Origin of the sequence: Actinoplanes sp. SE50/110 (assembly GCF_900119315.1) — a bacterium.
Lineage (GTDB): Bacteria > Actinomycetota > Actinomycetes > Mycobacteriales > Micromonosporaceae > Actinoplanes.
Genome location: NZ_LT827010.1, coordinates 6,005,645 through 6,023,364 on the forward strand (window position 1 = coordinate 6,005,645; position 17,720 = coordinate 6,023,364).

The 17,720-nt window shown below is 73.6% G+C and carries 15 protein-coding genes; 7 read left to right on the plus strand and 8 right to left on the minus strand.

Features of this window, described 5'->3' with window-relative positions; all coding sequences use genetic code 11:
• The first annotated feature begins 2 nt into the window (after positions 1–2).
• The 3 genes from ACSP50_RS26915 (at position 3) to ACSP50_RS26925 (ending at position 1,997) form a co-directional block, all read left to right on the plus strand.
• Entirely contained in the window at positions 3–935 is a 933-nt protein-coding gene (locus ACSP50_RS26915) for a MaoC/PaaZ C-terminal domain-containing protein (protein ID WP_014692457.1), read from the plus strand.
• Between the two features lie 312 nt (positions 936–1,247).
• Positions 1,248–1,604, plus strand: a complete 357-nt coding sequence (locus tag ACSP50_RS26920; protein ID WP_014692458.1) for a nitroreductase/quinone reductase family protein — start codon at positions 1,248–1,250, stop codon at positions 1,602–1,604.
• 135 nt (positions 1,605–1,739) lie between these two features.
• Positions 1,740–1,997 (plus strand): hypothetical protein, encoded by a 258-nt coding sequence (locus tag ACSP50_RS26925; protein ID WP_231956723.1) that lies wholly within the window; start codon positions 1,740–1,742, stop codon positions 1,995–1,997.
• On the opposite strand, the gene ACSP50_RS26930 is transcribed toward ACSP50_RS26925, so the two are convergent.
• Positions 1,994–2,968, minus strand: a complete 975-nt coding sequence (locus ACSP50_RS26930) for a zinc-binding dehydrogenase (RefSeq protein ID WP_014692460.1) — start codon at positions 2,966–2,968, stop codon at positions 1,994–1,996. The genes ACSP50_RS26925 and ACSP50_RS26930 overlap by 4 nt on opposite strands.
• A 70-nt stretch (positions 2,969–3,038) precedes the next feature.
• Here ACSP50_RS26930 and ACSP50_RS26935 point away from each other — a divergent pair, with 70 nt between their 5' ends.
• Positions 3,039–3,632 (plus strand): TetR/AcrR family transcriptional regulator, encoded by a 594-nt coding sequence (locus tag ACSP50_RS26935; protein ID WP_014692461.1) that lies wholly within the window; start codon positions 3,039–3,041, stop codon positions 3,630–3,632.
• Here the strand turns inward: ACSP50_RS26935 and ACSP50_RS45155 are convergent.
• Positions 3,613–3,996 (minus strand): response regulator, encoded by a 384-nt coding sequence (locus ACSP50_RS45155; protein WP_014692462.1) that lies wholly within the window; start codon positions 3,994–3,996, stop codon positions 3,613–3,615. The genes ACSP50_RS26935 and ACSP50_RS45155 overlap by 20 nt on opposite strands.
• A gap of 46 nt (positions 3,997–4,042) precedes the next feature.
• Positions 4,043–5,296 (minus strand): vanadium-dependent haloperoxidase, encoded by a 1,254-nt coding sequence (locus ACSP50_RS26945; protein ID WP_014692463.1) that lies wholly within the window; start codon positions 5,294–5,296, stop codon positions 4,043–4,045.
• A gap of 196 nt (positions 5,297–5,492) precedes the next feature.
• On the opposite strand from ACSP50_RS26945, the gene ACSP50_RS26950 reads away from it, so the two are divergent.
• Positions 5,493–5,951, plus strand: a complete 459-nt coding sequence (locus ACSP50_RS26950) for a hypothetical protein (protein WP_014692464.1) — start codon at positions 5,493–5,495, stop codon at positions 5,949–5,951.
• Here the strand turns inward: ACSP50_RS26950 and ACSP50_RS26955 are convergent.
• Positions 5,948–7,486 carry an AMP-binding protein gene (locus ACSP50_RS26955; protein ID WP_014692465.1) on the minus strand — a complete coding sequence of 513 codons (1,539 nt, stop codon included), beginning with the start codon at positions 7,484–7,486 and terminating at the stop codon, positions 5,948–5,950. The genes ACSP50_RS26950 and ACSP50_RS26955 overlap by 4 nt on opposite strands.
• 30 nt (positions 7,487–7,516) lie before the next feature.
• Positions 7,517–8,728, minus strand: a complete 1,212-nt coding sequence (locus tag ACSP50_RS26960; protein ID WP_014692466.1) for an acyl-CoA dehydrogenase family protein — start codon at positions 8,726–8,728, stop codon at positions 7,517–7,519.
• A gap of 192 nt (positions 8,729–8,920) precedes the next feature.
• On the opposite strand from ACSP50_RS26960, the gene ACSP50_RS26965 reads away from it, so the two are divergent.
• Together ACSP50_RS26965 and ACSP50_RS26970 are read left to right on the plus strand one after the other, a co-directional pair.
• On the plus strand, positions 8,921–9,661 hold the full coding sequence (locus tag ACSP50_RS26965) for a DUF2927 domain-containing protein (protein WP_014692467.1): 741 nt from the start codon (positions 8,921–8,923) through the stop codon (positions 9,659–9,661).
• Positions 9,662–9,701: 40 nt separating this feature from the next.
• The gene (locus tag ACSP50_RS26970) at positions 9,702–10,133 is read left to right on the plus strand and encodes a nuclear transport factor 2 family protein (protein ID WP_014692468.1); all 432 of its coding nucleotides are present in this window, start codon (positions 9,702–9,704) and stop codon (positions 10,131–10,133) included.
• 42 nt (positions 10,134–10,175) lie between these two features.
• Here the strand turns inward: ACSP50_RS26970 and ACSP50_RS26975 are convergent, their stop codons facing one another.
• From ACSP50_RS26975 to ACSP50_RS26985, 3 genes are all read right to left on the minus strand, one after another.
• Positions 10,176–10,775 (minus strand): excalibur calcium-binding domain-containing protein, encoded by a 600-nt coding sequence (locus ACSP50_RS26975; protein WP_155123633.1) that lies wholly within the window; start codon positions 10,773–10,775, stop codon positions 10,176–10,178.
• A 47-nt stretch (positions 10,776–10,822) separates the two neighbouring features.
• Positions 10,823–16,021 carry a DUF3320 domain-containing protein gene (locus ACSP50_RS26980; protein ID WP_014692470.1) on the minus strand — a complete coding sequence of 1,733 codons (5,199 nt, stop codon included), beginning with the start codon at positions 16,019–16,021 and terminating at the stop codon, positions 10,823–10,825.
• Between the two features lie 65 nt (positions 16,022–16,086).
• A complete protein-coding gene (locus tag ACSP50_RS26985; RefSeq protein ID WP_014692471.1) occupies positions 16,087–17,652 on the minus strand; it encodes a methyltransferase domain-containing protein in 1,566 nt (521 codons plus the stop codon).
• Positions 17,653–17,720: the final 68 nt, after the last annotated feature.

Sequence of the window (17,720 nt, forward strand, 5' to 3'; positions counted from 1 at the left end):
CGATGGTGGCGGTCGTGGAGTTGACCGAGGGGCCGGGAACGAGCGCGGCGTACGCCAAGGCCGCGCTCGGCATGCTGCGCCGGGGCGGGTCGGCGCTGCCCGACGTGGAGCTGGTGCACCGCGGGGTGAGCGTGGACCGGGCGCATCTGGCGCGGTACGACCGGGTGTGCGGGCTGCGGCTCGGCGACACGCTGCCGGCGACGTACCCGCATGTGCTGGCGTTTCCGCTGGCGATGCGGCTGATGTCGGACGGGGACTTTCCGCTGCCGATGATCGGGCTGGTGCACGTGTCGAACCGGATCACGGTGCGGGCGCCGATCGACGCGGGGGCCCGGCTGGATCTGCGGGTACGGGCGGTGGATCTGCGGGATCATCCGCGGGGGCGGCAGTTCGACATGGTGGCGACGGCTTCGGTGGACGATGAGGTGGTCTGGGAGGACGTCTCGACCTACCTGCGGATCACGTCGGCCGGCGGCGGTGCTCGTGACACCGGCACCGGCACCGGCACCGGTCGCAACGCCGGCGGCGGCTCCGCCCGCGGGTCGGGGAACGCTCCGCTCGGCGGCGCAGCGACCCGGTTCCCGAAGCCGGATGTCTCCGGTTCATCCGGTGGGGCGGTCTGGCGGCTGCCGACCCGGGTCGGGACGGATTACGCCGCGGTCTCCGGCGATCGCAACCCCATCCACACGTCGCGCCTGGGCGCCCGGCTTTTCGGATTCTCCCGGCAGATCGCGCACGGGATGTGGACCAAGGCCCGCTGCCTGGCCGCCCTGGAAGGTCGCCTCCCCGACGCGTACACCGTCGAAGTGTCCTTCAGACAACCGATCCTGCTGCCGTCCACGGTCCGCTTCACCGCCACCCTCACCGGCGACGACTGGGATTTCGCGGTGGTCTCGAAGCGTACCCACCTGACCGGCACGATCACCGGCGGCTAGCTCCGGTCGGCTCTGCCCGAGGAGGGCCGCGGCCGCGCATCGCGGCACACGCCGGGTACCCCGGCACCTCCTGCGCCGGAACCCACGCCGGCTCGCCACCGCGCTGCGTCGGCACCTCCTGCGCCGGAACCCACGCCGGCTCGCCACCGCGCTGCGTCGGCACCTCCTGCGCCGGAACCCACGCCGGCTCGCCACCGCGCTGCGTCGGCATGTCCGTCCCGGATCGCCCGGTCCGCCGCCGCCGGCGATTCCGCGCCTCGGCATGGTCCGCCGCCTTGAGGTGAAGCCGGGTTGAGGTCGCAGGATGACGGCATGACGGTGACCGATGAGGTGCGGCGGCTGCTGGACGGGCAGCAGACCGTGGAGATCACGACGATCGGGCGGCGCAGCGGCACGCCCCGCCGGATCGAGACGTGGCGATACCGGGCGGCCGGCCGCTACTGGCTGACCGGCAGCCCCGGGTCGCGGGACTGGTATGCGAACCTTCTCGCCCAGCCCGCGTTCACCCTGCACCTGGCGGGCCTGGACGTGCCGGCCCGCGGGCGGCCGGTGACCGACGCGCGGGAGCGGGCGCGGGTGTTCGGCGACATCGTGCCGGGGCTCGGCGGGGGTGGCAGCCTGGAAAGCTGGATCGCCGGCAGCCCGCTGGTGGAGATCGAGTTCGGGTGACGCCGCGGCCCGGCGGACAGGCTGGGTGACCGTGACCGTGACCGAGCTCGGGTGACGCCGGGGGTCGGCGGACAGGCTGGGTGACCGTGACCGAGCTCGGGTGACGCCGGGGGTCGGCGGATAGGCTGGGTGACCGTGAGCGACCACTATGTCGTCATCAAGGGCCGCCGCTGGCGGGCCACCGACCCGGCGATCCCCGAGGAGGTGGCCGCCGAGCTGCGCAAGGCGCTGATGGCCGCGCGGCGCGACGTCGGCACGGCCCTGCGCGCCGGCGAGGACCCGGCCCCGGCCCGCGCCCGGGTGCACGCCGCGAAGGTCGCGCTCGGCGAGCGCGGCACCCCGTGGTGGGAGCAGACCCTCGACGAGCGACGACAGCGCTGGGAACAGCTCTAGAGACGCAGCGCCTGTTTGCCGACCGTCGACCGGGCCTCCAGCTCGGCGAGCACCGTCGGGCCGTCGGCGAGGTCGTGCAGGACCGGCCGGCCGGGGGCGAGCACCCCGGCCCCGATCAGCGTGAACAGCTCGCCCATCACCTCACCGAAGAGCTGTGGCGCGGCCTGGATCAGGATGCCGATGTTCAGGCCGATCAGATGCACCTGGTGCCGGTAGACCAGGTCCCAGTTGCTGATCGTGGCCGTTCCCCCGGCCAGCCCGTAGACGACGACCCGCCCGGTGACCCGCTTCGCCGCGGCCAGGCTGGCCTCCAGGGTGGCACCGCCGGCCGACTCGAGCACCAGGTCGACGCCGCCGGTCAGCCGCAGCACCTCGGCGGCCAGATCGGTGCCGCGCGAGTCCAGGACGTGGTCGGCGCCCAGCTCGCGGACCACGTCGTGCTTGCCCGGCGAGGCGGTGGCGAGCACGGTCGCGCCGTAGTGTTTGGCCATCCGGACCGCGGCCTGCCCGGTGCCGCCCGCGGCGGCGTGGATCAGCACGGTCTGGCCCGCGGTGAGGCCGCCCAGGGGTTTCAGCGCGGCCAGCGCGGTGGGCCAGTTCACCAGCAGGCCGAGCGCCTGCTCGGCGGCCCAGCCGGGCGGGACCGGCACCGCCGCGGCGGCGGGCAGCAGCATGAATTCGGCGAAGGCGCCGCCGCCGGTGTGCACGCCGACGACGAGTGTCCCGGGCGGCGGGCCGGTCACGCCGGGACCGAGGGCGACCACCGCACCGGCGGCCTCGATGCCGGCCACGTAGGGCACTGCGGGTCCACCGGCGAAGGTGCCGCGGGCGTACGAGCAATCCACGAAGTTGATCCCCGCGGCGGACACCTTGATCAACAACTCGCCCGGGCCGGGGCTCGGGATCGGCGCGTCGGCGATCAGGCGGAGGCCCTCGGGGCCGGTCAATGAGGTCTGCTGAAGTGCTCGCACGCTCGGCTCCCTATAATTGTTTGTCGACCGACCAACAAATTACCCCACCCGAGGCCGGAGGCGTATGCCCATGGCGAACCGCGGCAGACCGCGCACCTTCGACCCGGACACCGCCCTGCGCCAGGCGCTCGACGTGTTCTGGGAACACGGCTACGAGGGCACCTCACTCAGCGACCTCGCACAGGCCATGGGGATCGCCTCGGCCAGCATCCATGCGTGCTTCGGCACCAAGGAGAACCTGTTCCGCCAGGTGATGACCCGCTACGGCAAGATCCACGGCGAGCCGCCGCGGCGGGCGCTGCGCGAGCACCCGGATGCCCGGACGGCGATCCACGAGATGCTGCGCGCCACCGCCGACCAGGTCACCGGGCCGGACACACCGCACTACTGCATGCTGGTGCTGGCCGCCCCGACCGGCGCGGTGGAAAACCACGCGATCCGCGAGTTTCTCGCGGCCGGACGCCGCGGCCAGCGGGAGCTGATCCGCGCGCGGCTCGCCGACAACGTGCCGGCCGCTGTCCTCGACGGCATGGCCCGCTACTACGCGACCGTGGTCCAGGGGCTGTCGATCCAGGCCCGGGACGGCGCCACCCGGGACGACCTGGAATCCGTGATCACCTGCGCGATGGCCGCCTGGGACACGCTCACCGGTGATCCACCGTGACACCGACGCTCCGGGCGATCAGCAGGTAGCCGTCCGGCGCCGACCGCAGCGGGTCGCTCACCGCGATCGGGTGGAAATGGTGGGCACGGTCGGCGGTGTCGCCGTCGGCGGGTGCGACCTCGACCGTGTGCGCGGGCCGGCGAGCGGGCTGCGGAGTTGGTGCGCGGCGTCGGCGACGAACCGGCGCTGCCGCTCGACCGCGTCGGCGAGCCGGTCCCGGGTCTACCTGGTAGGCGTGTGTCATCGCGAACTCGAGCCCGGTGCTGCCGTCGTGGGCCACATCCACCGGGTAACCCTCGGCGGTGAGCCCACGACGCAGCGACTCGGCGAGCTCCCGCTCGTCCTCCACGATCGACAGTCGCATCCGGGCCATCCTGCCGGCCCGGCACGCCGTCAACCGGAAGCGGCTTTCAGATCGGCCGGCCGTGCCAGCGGGCCAGCCCGGCGAGCGCCGCGCGGCGGCCGACCGCCGCACCCGTCTCGTCGGTGTTGCGGAAGTGCACGCCCTCCCAGACGCGGGCGTCGATGTTGTCCCGGGTCAGCTCCGACCAGCGGCGATAGGTCCGCGTCACGTCCGTCGCCACCGCGCTGGTCAGGGTGAACGCGGCCCGCGGCGGACCGGCGAGGGTGTCGAGCACGGCCTGCGCCGCCCCGGCGTAGGTGGTGTGACCGGACGGATACTCGGGGTGCGCCGGGGTGGCGAGCAGCGGCGTCCAGTCCGGGTCGGGGTCCACCGACCCGGTCCGGATCGCCGTCACCGGCCGCCAGCGCAGGAACCGATATTTAGCCTGGTACGTCGTGATCTGCGCATCGATCGTCGCCGCGTGGAACAGGGCGATCAGACCGACCCGCTCCCGCAGCGGCCGCCGCCGGCCGGCATGCGACCCGCCGGGTGCGAGCGTCGTCCGCAGCGCCCCGGTGAACCCGTTCAGCGACGACTGCGACCAGAACCGGGCCACCGCGGTCTGCTCCGCGGTCCGCACCGTGCTGTCCACCGCGCCGACCGCCCGGGACTCGGCGAGATCCCGCAGGAAGATGTCGCTGTCCAGGTCCGGCGGCGGCCCCGGCTGCAGCGGCTCCACAATGCGCACCAGGAACGGCCGGCCGTCCCCCTGACCGGACTGCACCGGCGAGGCGAACGCCGGCGGCGTCGGCTGCCACACCCCCGGTGCCGCGGCCGGCGGCGGGTACGGCCGGTTGACCGATGCCGGGTCGAGCCCGTCGCCGGCCCGCTCGGCGAGCACCGCGCGGGCCGCGTCCGCCCCGGCGGCGACGACCCGATCCGGGTGCCGGACGCTCAGCCGGGCCAGGGTCGCCGCCAGCGCGGCATCCAGTGCGGCGGTCGCGGCCGGGTTGGTGGTGATCAGGGTTTCGTGGACGGCGGCGGCCAGGGCGAGTTCGGCGTCGGCCCCGCCGCGCACCATGGACACCGCGCGCCAGGCGGCGATCCAGGCGATCGCCCAGGTTCGGCTGTTGGTGACCTGCTGCGGCCCGGTGACGACGCCGATGGTGGTGGCGGTCAGGTCGTACCAGTCGAGCAGCGTGTCGTTCCGCCCGTCGGCCGCGCCGGCCGCCTCCGCCGACGGCGCCAGCACCACGGCGGCGCCCGCACCGGCTGCGGCGGCCAGCACCGCCCGCCGACCGAAAGTCTTCGATGAGAGCATGCCGCGACCATAGTATTTATCTCCCATCGATTCAATAGGAGAGTCCACAGACGATCCCCGCCGCCGGCTCGCCCGAGGCCCCGGACCGACGGCGGGATCTCACCATCTGACGCAGAGCTGCGCGCCACCTGGCCGCGGCGACGCATGGCCGCCGGGAAGGTGGGGTAAGGAGGCCGCTATCGAGGGAGGTTGCTCCATGCTTTTCGCGGCGGGACTGATCGTGTGGGTGCTGGCGGCCGGGCCGGTGACGCTCAGCGGGCACCCGTGGGTGTTCCTGGTGCTGGGGGTGCTGGCCGGCGCGATCTCGCTGGTGATCACGCACGGGCACGTGGTCCGGCGGCGGCGGCCGGTGGGGGTGGCGGCCGGGTCGCCGGGTGAGCTCGCGGTGCAGCCGCGGGACGAGTTGGCCGTGGTGCCGGTCGATGGGCGGACCGGGGCGGCGGTCGCGTTCGGGGCGGCCGGGCTGTTCCTGTTCAGTGTCTTCTTCGGCGTGCTGGCGTTCGCGCTGGGGCTGACCGCGCTGCGTCGCGGCACGCCCGGGCGGTGGGGGCGGACGGCCGCGACCGCCGCGGTGCTGCTCGGCATCGCCGACTTCATCATCCTGATCACCATGGTGGCGACCCAGCCGCACCACGGCGTCCTGCGCTGGAGCTAGCGCGGCAGGTCCCGGGTGACCACCTTGCCGGTGGCGTTGCGGGGCAGCGCGTCCAGGAAGGTCACGTCGCGGGGGACGCTGAATCGGGCGCGGTGGTGGCGGACGTGCTCGCGGACCGCTTCCGGGTCGAGGGTCTCGCCGTCGCGGAGCACCAGGTAGGCGGCGAGCCGCTGACCGTATTCGTCGTCGGGCACGCCGATCACCGCGACCTCGCGCACCTGGGGCAGGTCGGCGAGCAGGCCCTCGACCTCGGCGGGGTACACGTTCTCCCCGCCGGAGACGATCATGTCGTCCTCCCGGCCGTCCACATAGACGCGGCCGGTGGCGTCGACATGGCCCAGGTCGCCGGTGGCGAGCAGGCCGTCGCGCATCAGTTTCGCGGCGCCGTTCGTGTAGCCCTCGAAGAGCATCTCGTTGCCGACGAACAGGCGGCCGACCGCACCGCGCGGCACCGGGTCGCCGTGCTCGTCGAGCACTGCCACCTTCGTACCGTAGGGGGGTCTTCCTGCGGTGTCGGGCGCGAAGCGCAGGTCCTCCGGGGTGGCGATCGACGCCCAGGAGGCCTCCGTCGAGCCGTAGAGGTTGTAGAGGACGTCGCCGTACCGGTCCATGAACCGGGTGGCCAGGCCGCCGGGCAGCGCCGAGCCGCTGATCGCCACCACCCGCAGGCCGGGCTTGGCCGGCGGCTCGGCCAGCTCCATCAGCTGCTGCACCATGACCGGCACGGCGATCATGCCGGTGCAGGCGTGCCGCACCAGGTCGTGCACGATCGCGGCCGGCTCGAATCTGCGGCGCAGCACCACCGTCGCCCGCAGCGCCAGCGCGATCTGCAGCCCGGCATAGCCCCAGGTGTGGAAGAGCGGCGCGGCGATCATCACGCGGTCCTCGGCGCGCAGCGGAATCCGGTCGATCACCGAACAGAGCGGCCGGAATCCGCCCGGCGTGGGGCGCCGCGCGCCTTTCGGCACACCCGTGGTGCCGGAGGTGAGCACGATCGTTCGCCCGGGGCGCTCCGGCGGGACCGTTCCCGATCCTGCCGGAGCACCGGCGATCAGTTCCTCGAAGCGTTCCTCGCTGATCTTCTCCACGCCCTCGACCAGGGCGACCGTCGGCGCGAACTCGTCGTCGAAGTGCAGCGCCCGCAGACCCTGGTCCTTGGCGACGGTCACCATCTGGTGGGCCGACAGACCGGTATTCATCAGCACCGGGTCGGCGCCGACGCTGGTCACGCCGATCAGCGCCTCGATCATCCGCGCCGAGTTGCGGCACAGAATCCCGACCCGCTCCCCCGGGGCCACCGGCAGGCCGCGGGCCAGCTTTTCGGCGCGGTTCAGCAATTGGGCGTACGTCAATGTCCGCTGATCGTCGATCACCGCGATCCGCCGCGGGCTGCGGGCGGCCGCCTGCCGGAGCTCACCGGCGAGCCCGAAGCCCCACCGGCCGAGTGCCGCGAACTGCTGGACGATCCGGATCGGGTTGCCCGGGTTCAGCAGTCCGCGCCGCAGCATCGTGGCACCGACGAAAAGCGCGTCCATGTCGTGATCCCGTCAGCTTCGTGGTCCCCGTCAGCGGATCTGCATGCCGGAGATCGCCCGGGAGATGACCAGGCGCTGGATCTCTGAGGTGCCCTCGAAGATCGTGTAGATCTTGGCGTCCCGGAACATCCGCTCCACCGGGTGCTCGCGCAGGTAACCGGCGCCGCCGAGGATCTGCACGGCCTTCTCGGTGACCGCGACCGCCACCTCGCCGGCCTTGAGCTTCGACATCGAGCCCTCACCGGCGGTGAACGGCTTGTCGTTGCGCCCCATCCAGGCGGCCCGCCAGACCAGCAGCCGCGCCGCGTCGATCTCCATCTTCATGTCGGCGAGAGCGAACGCGATCGCCTGGTTCTCGATGATCGGCCGGCCGAAGGCGACCCGGTTCTTCGCGTACTCCAGCGCGTACTCGTACGCGCCGCGGGCGATGCCGATCGCCTGGGCGCCGACCGCGGGGCGGGAGAGCTCGAAGGTCCGCATCGCGGCCTGTCCGCTGCGCTTGACGCCGGAGCGGGCTTTGGCCAGCCGCTCGTCGAGCGCCTCCTTGCCGCCGAGCAGGCAGCTGCCCGGGATCCGCACGTCGTCGAGGAACACGTCGGCGGTGTGCGAGGCGCGCAGGCCGAGCTTCTTCAGCTTCTTCGTGCCGACCAGGCCGGCCGTCCCGGGCGGCACGACGAACGCGGCCTGCCCCTTGGAGCCGAGCGCCGGGTCGACACTCGCGGTGACCACATGCACGTTGGCGATGCCGCCATTGGTCGCATACGCCTTCTGACCGGTGATCACCCACTCGTCGGTCGCCTCGTGGTAGACCGCCCGGGTCCGCATCGACGCCACGTCGGAGCCGGCCTCCGGCTCGGTCGAGCAGAACGCCGCCACCTTCGGCTCGTCGGCGTCCCCGAAGCACTGCGGCACCCACTCGACGAGCTGCTCGGGCGTCCCGGAGCCGTAGATCGCGGCCACCGCCAGCGAGGTCCCGGAGATCGCCATCCCGATCCCGCCGTCACCCCAGAACAGCTCCTCGTTCGCGATCGGCAGCGACAGCCCGGTGTTGTCGGCCCACGTGTTGATCAGGAACTCGAACCCGTACAGCCCGATCTTGGCCGCCTCCTGCAGCACCGGCCAGGGCGTCTGTTCGCGCTCGTCCCACTCGGCCGCGGCCGGCCGGATGACCTGCTCGGCGAAGCCGTGGACCCAGTCGCGCAGATCCGTTTGTTCCTCGTTGAGATCGAGCCAGAACTCCACAACAGGACCCTTCGAGCGTGACGGGAACTTAACTCGCCGGTAACCCTACGACCGGGTGAGCCGACTCACAACCCCCGGAGGTTTCCCATTCCGCGGTGCGTCAGAAAAGGCGTCACCCCCACGTCGATCCCGGGCAACCGCTCCGCCGGTACGATCTCGCCCGGCACACACGACGGTGGGGGGAGCGGCATCATGGGTCGGAGGTTGCCCCTGGCATCGGTGGCACTGCTGGGCCTCGCCGCGTGTGGCTCGCCGGCCGCCCACACCGCCGTCACGCCCCCGTCATCCAGCGTCGTCCCGGTGCCCCCGGTCATCGCCGCACCCACCCCGCCGCCGGCAAAGCCGAAGATCAGCAAGGCGGGGCTCGCCTACTTCTTCACCGTCGCGCTCAGCGCCAGGTACGGCACCGACGCCCACGCCGTGGTCAAGTGGACCCACCCCACGGTCACCATCGGGGTCCACGGCGGCGACGCGGCGAGCCGGACCTGCCTGAACCGGGTGATCACCGACTTCAACGCCCTGTCCGGGACGTCCGATCTGGCACTGGCCTCCGGGCCGGCCGACATCGAGATGCACTTCGCGCCGGTCTCCCGGTTCCGGTCCCTCGAGCCGAGCTACGTCGCCGGCAACGACGGATTCTTCTACATGCACTGGTCCGGCCAGAACGTGATCACCCGCGCCACCGTGCTGATCCGCTCGACCGGGATCAGCCGGACCGTCCGCTGCCATCTGATCCGCGAGGAGCTGACCGGAGCGATGGGTCTGGCCAACAGCTCCGGTAAGTATCCGGACAGCGTCTTCTACAACAGATACTCGGCCACCCCGCAGAAGTACTCGGCGCTGGACACCGAGGTCATCCGCCTGCTGTACAGCGACGCGGTCCACCCGGGCGACGACCAGCCGACGGTCACCCGGGCGGTCACCGTCGGCTAGCCTCGGCTGTCGCCGATCGTCGATGCCTGGGGAGTAGCCGATGAGCCTGACCGCCGAGGACCGCCTGGAGATCCACGAAGTGCTCGCGCTGCACGGTCACCTGTGCGACGCCGGCGACTACGACCGCTTCGACCTGGTGTTCACCGCGGACCTGCAGGTGGACGTCAGCGCCCTCGGTTATGAACCGGTCCGCACCGGACCGGCATCCCGGCCGAGCCTGGCGACCTACATCGAGGTCGCCCGGCGACGCGGGCCGGGCAGCACGCTCGCCATGCACGTCACCAACATCATCGTCCGCGCCGACGGCGACGGTGCCCGTGCCTGGTCGAAGGGGATGACCGTGGGCGAGGACGGCCGGGTCGCCAGCTTCACCTACGCGGATCACCTCGTCCGGACCGGGCACGGCTGGCGCATCCGGCACCGCACGGTGTCCCCGCACCGCGAGCCCGGCCGGGGTGTCCCCGTCCGCTGACCGGTCCCGCCGTCCCCGCGGCGCCCCGGCGGTGATCGTCGCCTAGTCGCAGGCCACGCCGTCCTTGTCGTGATCTTTGTACCAGTCGTATTCGGGGTCGGTGCCGCGGTGGTACGGGCCGTACCCGGCGGCTCTGGCCTTGGCGCAGTTCGGGAAGCGCGGGTCGAGCCCGCCGTCGTCGGTGGGGCCGGGTTCGCGGGACGGGGTCGCCGGGACGCCGTCGGCGGGTTCGCAGCCCACCCCGTCGCCGTCGGTGTCGAAGGCCTTCCGGAAGCCGGGCTGGCCGGTGCGGATCGGCGCGGCGCCCGCCGCGATCACCGCATCGCAGTCGGCGTAGGAGACCGGTGGTGAGGTCCGCAGGGCGGTCGGGGAGGGTCCGGCCTTCGACGCCGGCCCGGGCGGGACCGGCGCGGACGGGGACGCCGTGGCCGCCGTGGTGGCCGCGGTCACCACGGGCAGGGTGGTCGCGCCGGCGGCGACCGTCCTCTCCGGTCTCCCCGGGATGAGCGTGACGATCGCCGTCCCGCAGCCGAGCAGCGTGGTCGCACCGACCACGCCGATGGTGACCTTGTGCCACGTCTTCCACCGGAACGGTGGCTGCGGAGCCGGCACGGACCCCCGGGGATCTTGCGGTGGTGTCACCCGGCGATTATGCCGAGCATTCCACCGGGATGACACCGTCCGGGGGCCTAGCTGCGGCCGGCGGCCTCCGTCTCCAGGTCCACGGTCGCGGCGTCCGGGCGGTGCGGAAGGGTGGCCGGATCCGGGAGGTCGAGCAGGTCGTTCTCCGGGGCGGCGATCAGGCCGTTGCGGTGGGCGATCAGCCGCCCGCCCGCCACCAGGTCGTCGAGCATCGCGGCGAGCCGGGCCGAGCCGGTCTTGTTGGCCGGCCAGCCGAACAGGCGGGCCGCCGCGGCCAGCAGGTCGTCGCTTTCCACCAGCCCGGCGTCGAGGACCAGGTATTCCAGCGCCAGCTGCAGCTCCGACTCGGCGACCTGTTCGGGTTTGCGGGCCACCCCGTCGCCCGGGACCCGGACGGCGGGTATCGGGGCGACGGCCGCTGTGATGAAGGTGCCGTCGAAACCTACCGTGGACGACGCGATGGCCGCTTCGATGGCCTGGCGGATCGGCTGGGTGATCCGGTTGATGCCCCACCCCTCGCGGATGCGCCGGGTGAGCACGGCGATGTGGACCGGACCCTCCACCTCGGCGATCGTCTCGACGGTGCGTTCCAGCAGGGTACGGACGACCTGGTCGTTGACCCGGGCGGCCGGGGGCAGCGGCTCGAGCTGGGCGTGCTGGTACGGCAGCGCCCATTCGGGCGGTTGAGCCGGGCGGGTGACCAGTTCCAGGTCGGGTTCGGCGAAGACGTCGGGGACGGCCAGGGCGTTCTCGATGGCGGCGCGCAGCCGGGCCTCCTCCTCGGCGCGGTCGTGGTACCAGGCGACGCTCCACACCCGGTGCAGGTGCCAGCCGAGGGCGTGCAGCACCTGTTCACGCAGCCGGTCCCGGTCGCGGGCCGGGGTGCCGGCGTATTCGGGTCCGTCGCACTGCACGCCCAGGGCGTACGCGTCGAGAGTGGAATGGCGTACGCCGATGTCGATGCGGCAGTGACCGGCGCCGGCCCGGCGGGTGACCGCGAACCCCCAGCCTTCGATCAGCGAGGCGACGTATTCGGCGATGTCGGAGATGGCGGTGGTGGCGGCGGCCGGTGCCGCGGTCGGCGCCAGATAGTCCGCGAGCCGGCGCTCCCCCTCGTCCGCCGGCTCCTCGCGTCGCCGCTCGGAAACCGAGGTGACCACCTCGACGCGCTGCCGGGCCCGGGTGATCGCCACGTTCAGCTTGCGCGCGCCCACCGGTCCTCCGGCGGCCGCCAGGTCCGGCCCGGTGGCCAGGATGATCACGTCCCGCTCGTCGCCCTGCACCGCGTCGGCCGGCTTGACGAAGAACCCGGTCAGCGGATCCTCGCCGAGGAACCGCTCCAGGTCCGGCCGCTCGCCGAGCACGGTCTCCACCGCGTCGGCCACCGCGTCGGCGTGCCCGGGCGTCAGGGTGACCACGCCCAGTGACAGCGTGGGGCGGGTGGTGAAGTGGTGCGCCACCCGCTCGGCCACCAGCGCGGCCTCCACCGGCGCGTCCACCGCCGGCAGCAGCGCCAGCCCGAGGTCGTCGCCGACCGGGTGGGCGCTCGGATAGGTGACGAGTCGTCCCTGATAGAAGGCCTCGTTCGCAAAGCTGATCAGCGTCTCGTGCCGGCTGCGGTAGTGCCGGGTCAGCGCCAGCCGGGTGAACGCCCCGCAGTCGTTGGCGGCCACCAGCACCGACGGCTGGCCGTTGGCCGGTGGCAGCTGGCAGTCGTCACCGATCACGATCAGTGACCTGCCGCGGTACGCGCAGGCCACCGCGGCGCCCGGGGTCATCCGCGACGCCTCGTCGATGATCACCACGTCGAAGCGCTGATCGGCGGGCAGGTACCGGCTGACCGCGGCGGGCGGCATGACGAAGCACGGTTTCAGCGCGACGGCCGCTTCCCAGGTGCGGTCCAGCAGCTCGCGCACCGGCAGGCGGCCTTCCTGCGCGCGGATCAGCGCGGGCGCGCCGTCCGGGGTGATCGCCGGCCGGCGCGCGTTGAGCGCTTCGATGATCGTCCCGGCGGCATCCGGCATCAGGTCGGCGTCGAGCCGGCGGAACTCCTCGACCAGCTCGTTGCGCTCCACCGAGGTCAGCGGCTGCAGCCGTTCATCCTCGGCGATGACCGCGTCGGCCCAGGCCCGGTACACGGTCCGCTCGAGCACCGGCCGGAGTTTGCCGACCTCGACGCCGTGGTCGGCGCAGTGGTCGATGGCGCTGTCCAGGCCGTGTTCGGCGAGCACCTCGCGGGCGGCCAGATACTGGAACCACTCGCGCTGTCCGGTGTCGTCCTCGCGGAGATCGCGCAGCAGGTCACGGGCGGTCTCGTAGCGGTCGAGGGCGGTGCCGAGGCGCACCTGCCGGGCCGGCCCGAAGGCATCGATGATCCGCTGCCGGGCCTCCTGCCACACCTCGATGAACACCGACAGGTCCGGGTTCTCGCCGTCCAGCCGCAGGGCCGCCGCCTGCTCCGCGGTCAGCGCCGCGTCGGCCCCGCTCCGCAGAGTCCGCGCCGCGGCCGCCCAGGCGAGCCCACGGTCCACCGAGCCGAGATCGACATCGCCGAGCAGGGCGCGCAACCCGGGCAGCGCCTCCGTCACGGCGCGGGAGGCGGACACCACCGAGGTCCGGGCCGCCACGATCTCCTCGGCCGACCCCAGGTCCAGCTCGCGCCCGGTCACCTTGCTGAGCTGCTCCAACACCCCGGCGGCCACCCCGAGCGGCCCGACCTGGGCGCGGAGCCACGCCACCGCCGCACCCACCGACCGCTGCCCCAGCTCGGGCCGCTGCGCCACCTCGGGCGTGGCCCGCCAGTGCCGGAACACGTCCCGCGCCTCGGTCACGACCCGCAGCAGCTCACCGTCGCCACCCCGGTGGCAGACGAAGGCGATCACCGCGTCCAGCGCCTCGGGTGGCGTCACCCGCAGCACTTCGCTCACCGTCTCCAGGGCCCGGCCGATCGCCAGGAAGTCGGTGTCCAGCCGCTGCCAGTACCGCCCGAGCAGGGCCGCGTTCTGCCGTTCCGCCGCGAGCAGCCCCTCGTTGGCGCGCCGCCACGCCACCGCGAGCGGCAGGTTCGCCACCGCGTCGTCGGCGCTGACCCCCGGCTCGGCGAGCGCCGTCACCGTCTCCCGGTCCCACCGGTGCGCGGCCAGCAGTTTGCGCACCCCGCGGTGCACCGTCGCGAACCGTTCGGCGAGCTCCTCGACCGGCTCGCCCAGCACCGCGTCGGTGAAGTACTGCCGGGCCCGGTTGCGGGCCTCGGCCACCGCTTCGACGTGCCGCCGCAGCGCCCCGGCCGCGGCGTGCACCCCGGCCTGCGCACCCGGGGAGAACCAGGCCGGCTCCGGCTTGTCCGGCCGGGCCCCCAGTTCGGCCACCAGGGTGACCAGTTCGACGTCGGAGAAGGTGACCACGTCGGGCAGCCCCAGCCGCCCGGTGACCCGGTCCAGGGTGCGCTGCTGGTGTTCCAGCTCGTCGGCGTCCGCGGCGAACCGGCCGGCCAGCGACTTCGCGGTGGCCGCGGTCAGCGATGCCAGGCCGACCGCCGGCGGGTTCAGGGTGGGCTGCTCCGGCAGCTCGGCGACCTCCTGCTCGGCGAGCTGGGCGGCGCTGAGCCCGGTGCGTTCGCGGGCCTGTTCCGCCGCCTCCCGGGCGGTGGCGGTCAGCCGGGCCAGGGTGTCCGCCGCCTCCCTGATCGGACGCAGGGCGACCGCGGTGAGCCAGTGGTCGGGCACCTCGGCGGGGCGGGTCGCGGCATGCGCGACGAGCCGGGCCAGCTCCTCCGCGTCGACCGGGAGCCGCACGTGGAACGCGGCGGCCAGCGGCCCGAACGCCTCGGTGGCCTCGGTCAGCGCCTCCAGCGCGACCTGCGCCTCGTGCAGCGCGCCGTCGAGCGGCTCCTTCTCGATCACCTCGCGCCAGCGGAATCCGCTGCGCTCGGTGGCCGGCCGCCAGGCGCCGCTGAGCTGCTCCGCGGCGGCCAGCACCCGGTCCAGCGCGGTCTCGGTCAGCGCCAGCGGTTGCAGCCCCGGCGCCGGGCTCTCCGGCACGCCGGAGAGCAGCGCGTGGCGCCCGGCCACCTGATGCAGGCTGAGCCCGAGCGGTTCGCGCGGCTCATTGACTGCTTGGGCGTACGACGTGAGCTGCTCCCGCCGCGCCGCGAGGGTCCGGCGATCCGTTTCGTCCATTCCCGGCGGTGGCAGCGGCACGGCTTCCAGGGCCGCCGCGAGCGCGGCGGCCACCTGCTTGCGCCCGGCCCGCTGCCCGTGCAGGTCGAGCAGGTAGTTGCCGAGCCCGGCGGCGGCCAGCCGGTGCTGCACCACGTCGAGGGCGGAGGCCGTCTCGGCGACGAACAGCACCCGTTTCCCGGCGTGCGTGAGCGCCCCGATCATGTTCGCCACGGTCTGCGACTTGCCGGTTCCGGGCGGGCCGTCGATCACGAAGCTGTGCCCGGCCAGGGCCGCGGCGACACACGCCCGCTGGTCCGCGTCGGCGTCCAGCAGCAGCGGCGGCTCGTCCCCTTCGAGGTGTTCGCCGGTGGCCGGGGGAAACGCGAAGTCGCCGTCCTCGGCGGCCAGCGCCCGCACCACCGGGTGGGCCAGGATCAGGTCTTCGTGCTCGGCGAGGTCCTGCCGGACCGCCTCGGCGGCCAGGTCGAAGCGGGCCAGCACCACCGTGTCGACGATCCGCCAGCCGTTGCGGCCGGTGATCCGTTCACGCAGCGCGCCGAGGTCGGCGGTGAGCTCGACGCGGTGCTCGCGCAGGCGGGCGGCGAGTGCCGGGTTGAGCACCGGGTCGCCGGTCGCGGCGCGCAGCCGGGGCACGTCGCCGGGGCCGAGCGCGACCAGCTCGACCGCGGTGAGCAGGATCGGGCTGGCGTGCCCGGCGCCGGCCCGGTCGGTCCAGTGCAGCAGCCCGGTGGCCAGGTGCAGGGTGTCCTCGCCGTGGTCGAGAGTCTCCTGGTGGGCGTGCCGCCGCAGGTGCCGCAGCAGCGTGTGCAGGGTGTCGGCGGGCAGGTCGGTGGCGAGCACGTCGCCGCCGCCCGGGCCGAAGGACCAGTCCCGGCCGGCCCGCAGCCGGCCGGTGACCGCCTCCGGTCCCGGGCCGGTGATCTCGACCAGGTCGGCACCGGCCCGCGGCAGGTCGATCAGCCGGTCCGCGGCGCCGGTGTCGGCGAGCTGGTCACGCCAGGCGGCGAGGGCCGCTCGGGCGTCGTCGCCGAGTCCGGGCTGTCCGTTACCTTCATCCGGCCGCATGAAGCCATTGCAGCAAGGCAAGCGGTGTCATGCGGCCGATTTCGCCCGAAAGGCACCCGTGAACGTCAGTGTTTACGGCGCGCGACCAGCACCGCGTCGTGGATCACCCCGTCCTGCCCGGCCCGCGGGCGCTTCGCGGTGGTGAGCACCTCCCAGCGGCCGGGGTCCAGCTCGGCGGCGAGTTCCCGGGCGGTGAACAGCATCTCCGGGAAGTGCATCGGGCGGGGCCGCTCGGCCAGGTCGTCGGGGTGGTGGCCGACCACGAGCAGGGTGCCGCCGCGGGCCACGGCGGCGGCGAGACGGCCGTACAACTCCCGGCGATCCGGCCGCGGCAGGTGCATGTAGTGCGCCGTGACCAGGTCGTAGGAGCCCTCCGCGGGAGGTTCCTGGCGCAGGTCGGCATGGCGGAAGGTGATCCGGTCGGCCAGACCGGCCGCGGCGGCGTGCCCGGCCGCCCGGATCAGCGCGACCGACGAGATGTCGACGGCGGTCACCTGCCAGCCGCGCTCGGCGAGCCAGACGGCGTCGGCGCCCTCGCCGCAGCCGACGTCGAGCGCCCGCCCGGCCGGCAACCCGGCCGCCTCGGCGACCAGCTGCACGTTCGGCTGACCGCTCCAGATCGCCGCCTTGCCCCGGTACCGCTCCTCCCAGGCGTCCGCCTCGACCATGGTCTGCTGCCGGCGGCGGTACTCGGCGACGGCGTCCCGGGTCTCCGCCGCGATCAGATCCAGGTTGATCATGGCGCCCGCGGTCTGCCCGGCGGCCGCCGCGACCGCGACGGTGGCGCCCAGGTCGGTGACGTTGCCGGCCACCCAGACGCCGGGCACCGCGGTCGCGCCGGTGCGCTCCTCGGCCGCGATCCGCATGCCCATCACGTGCCCGTTGAGCTCCATCGGCACCGCTTCGAGGCCGAGCGACGCCAGGAACGCCGACCGGGCGACCAACCGCGGGCCGACCGCGATCGCCTCCAGGCCGATCACCCGGCCGTCCGCGAGCCGCACACCGCTGATCCGCCCGCTGTCGCTCTGCACCGCCTCGACCGCCTCGGCGACCACCGGGATACGCCGCGCGGCGAGCTGCTCGGCCTGCTCGGGCGCCGGGGCCGGGCTGCCGTTGAGCAGGTAGACCACGTCGTCGGTGAGCTGCCGCCAGAGCTGCGCGCCGTGCAGGCTGAGCGGCCCGGTGACCAGCACCCCGATCCGTTTGCCGCGCAGCTCCCAGCCGTGGCAGTACGGGCAGTGCGCCACGTCGCCACCCCAGTGCTCGGCCAGCCCCGGGATGTCCGGCAGCTCGTCGGTCAGCCCGGTGGTGACCAGCAGCCGCCGCCCGACCACCCGGTCGCCCCCGGCCAGGGTGACCACGAAGCCGCCGTCCACCCGCTCGGCCCGCTCGGCCGTGCCGGTGCGCACCTCGCCGCCGTACCCCTCGACCTCGGCCCGGCCGGCCGCGTACAGCTCGGTCGGCGCGACGCCTTCTCGACCGAGCAGGTTGTGCACGTGCCCGGATGGGGCGTTGCGCGGCTCACCGCCGTCGACGACCAGCACCGACCGGTTCGAGCGGGCCAGCGTCACGGCCCCGCTCAGGCCGGCCGCGCCGCCGCCGATCACGATCACGTCGTACGTCCGCTCCATCGTCGTCCTTCCTCAGGGCACCGCCGTCCCCGTCACCGTGCGCCGCGTCGCGCAGGCCGGCAAGTATC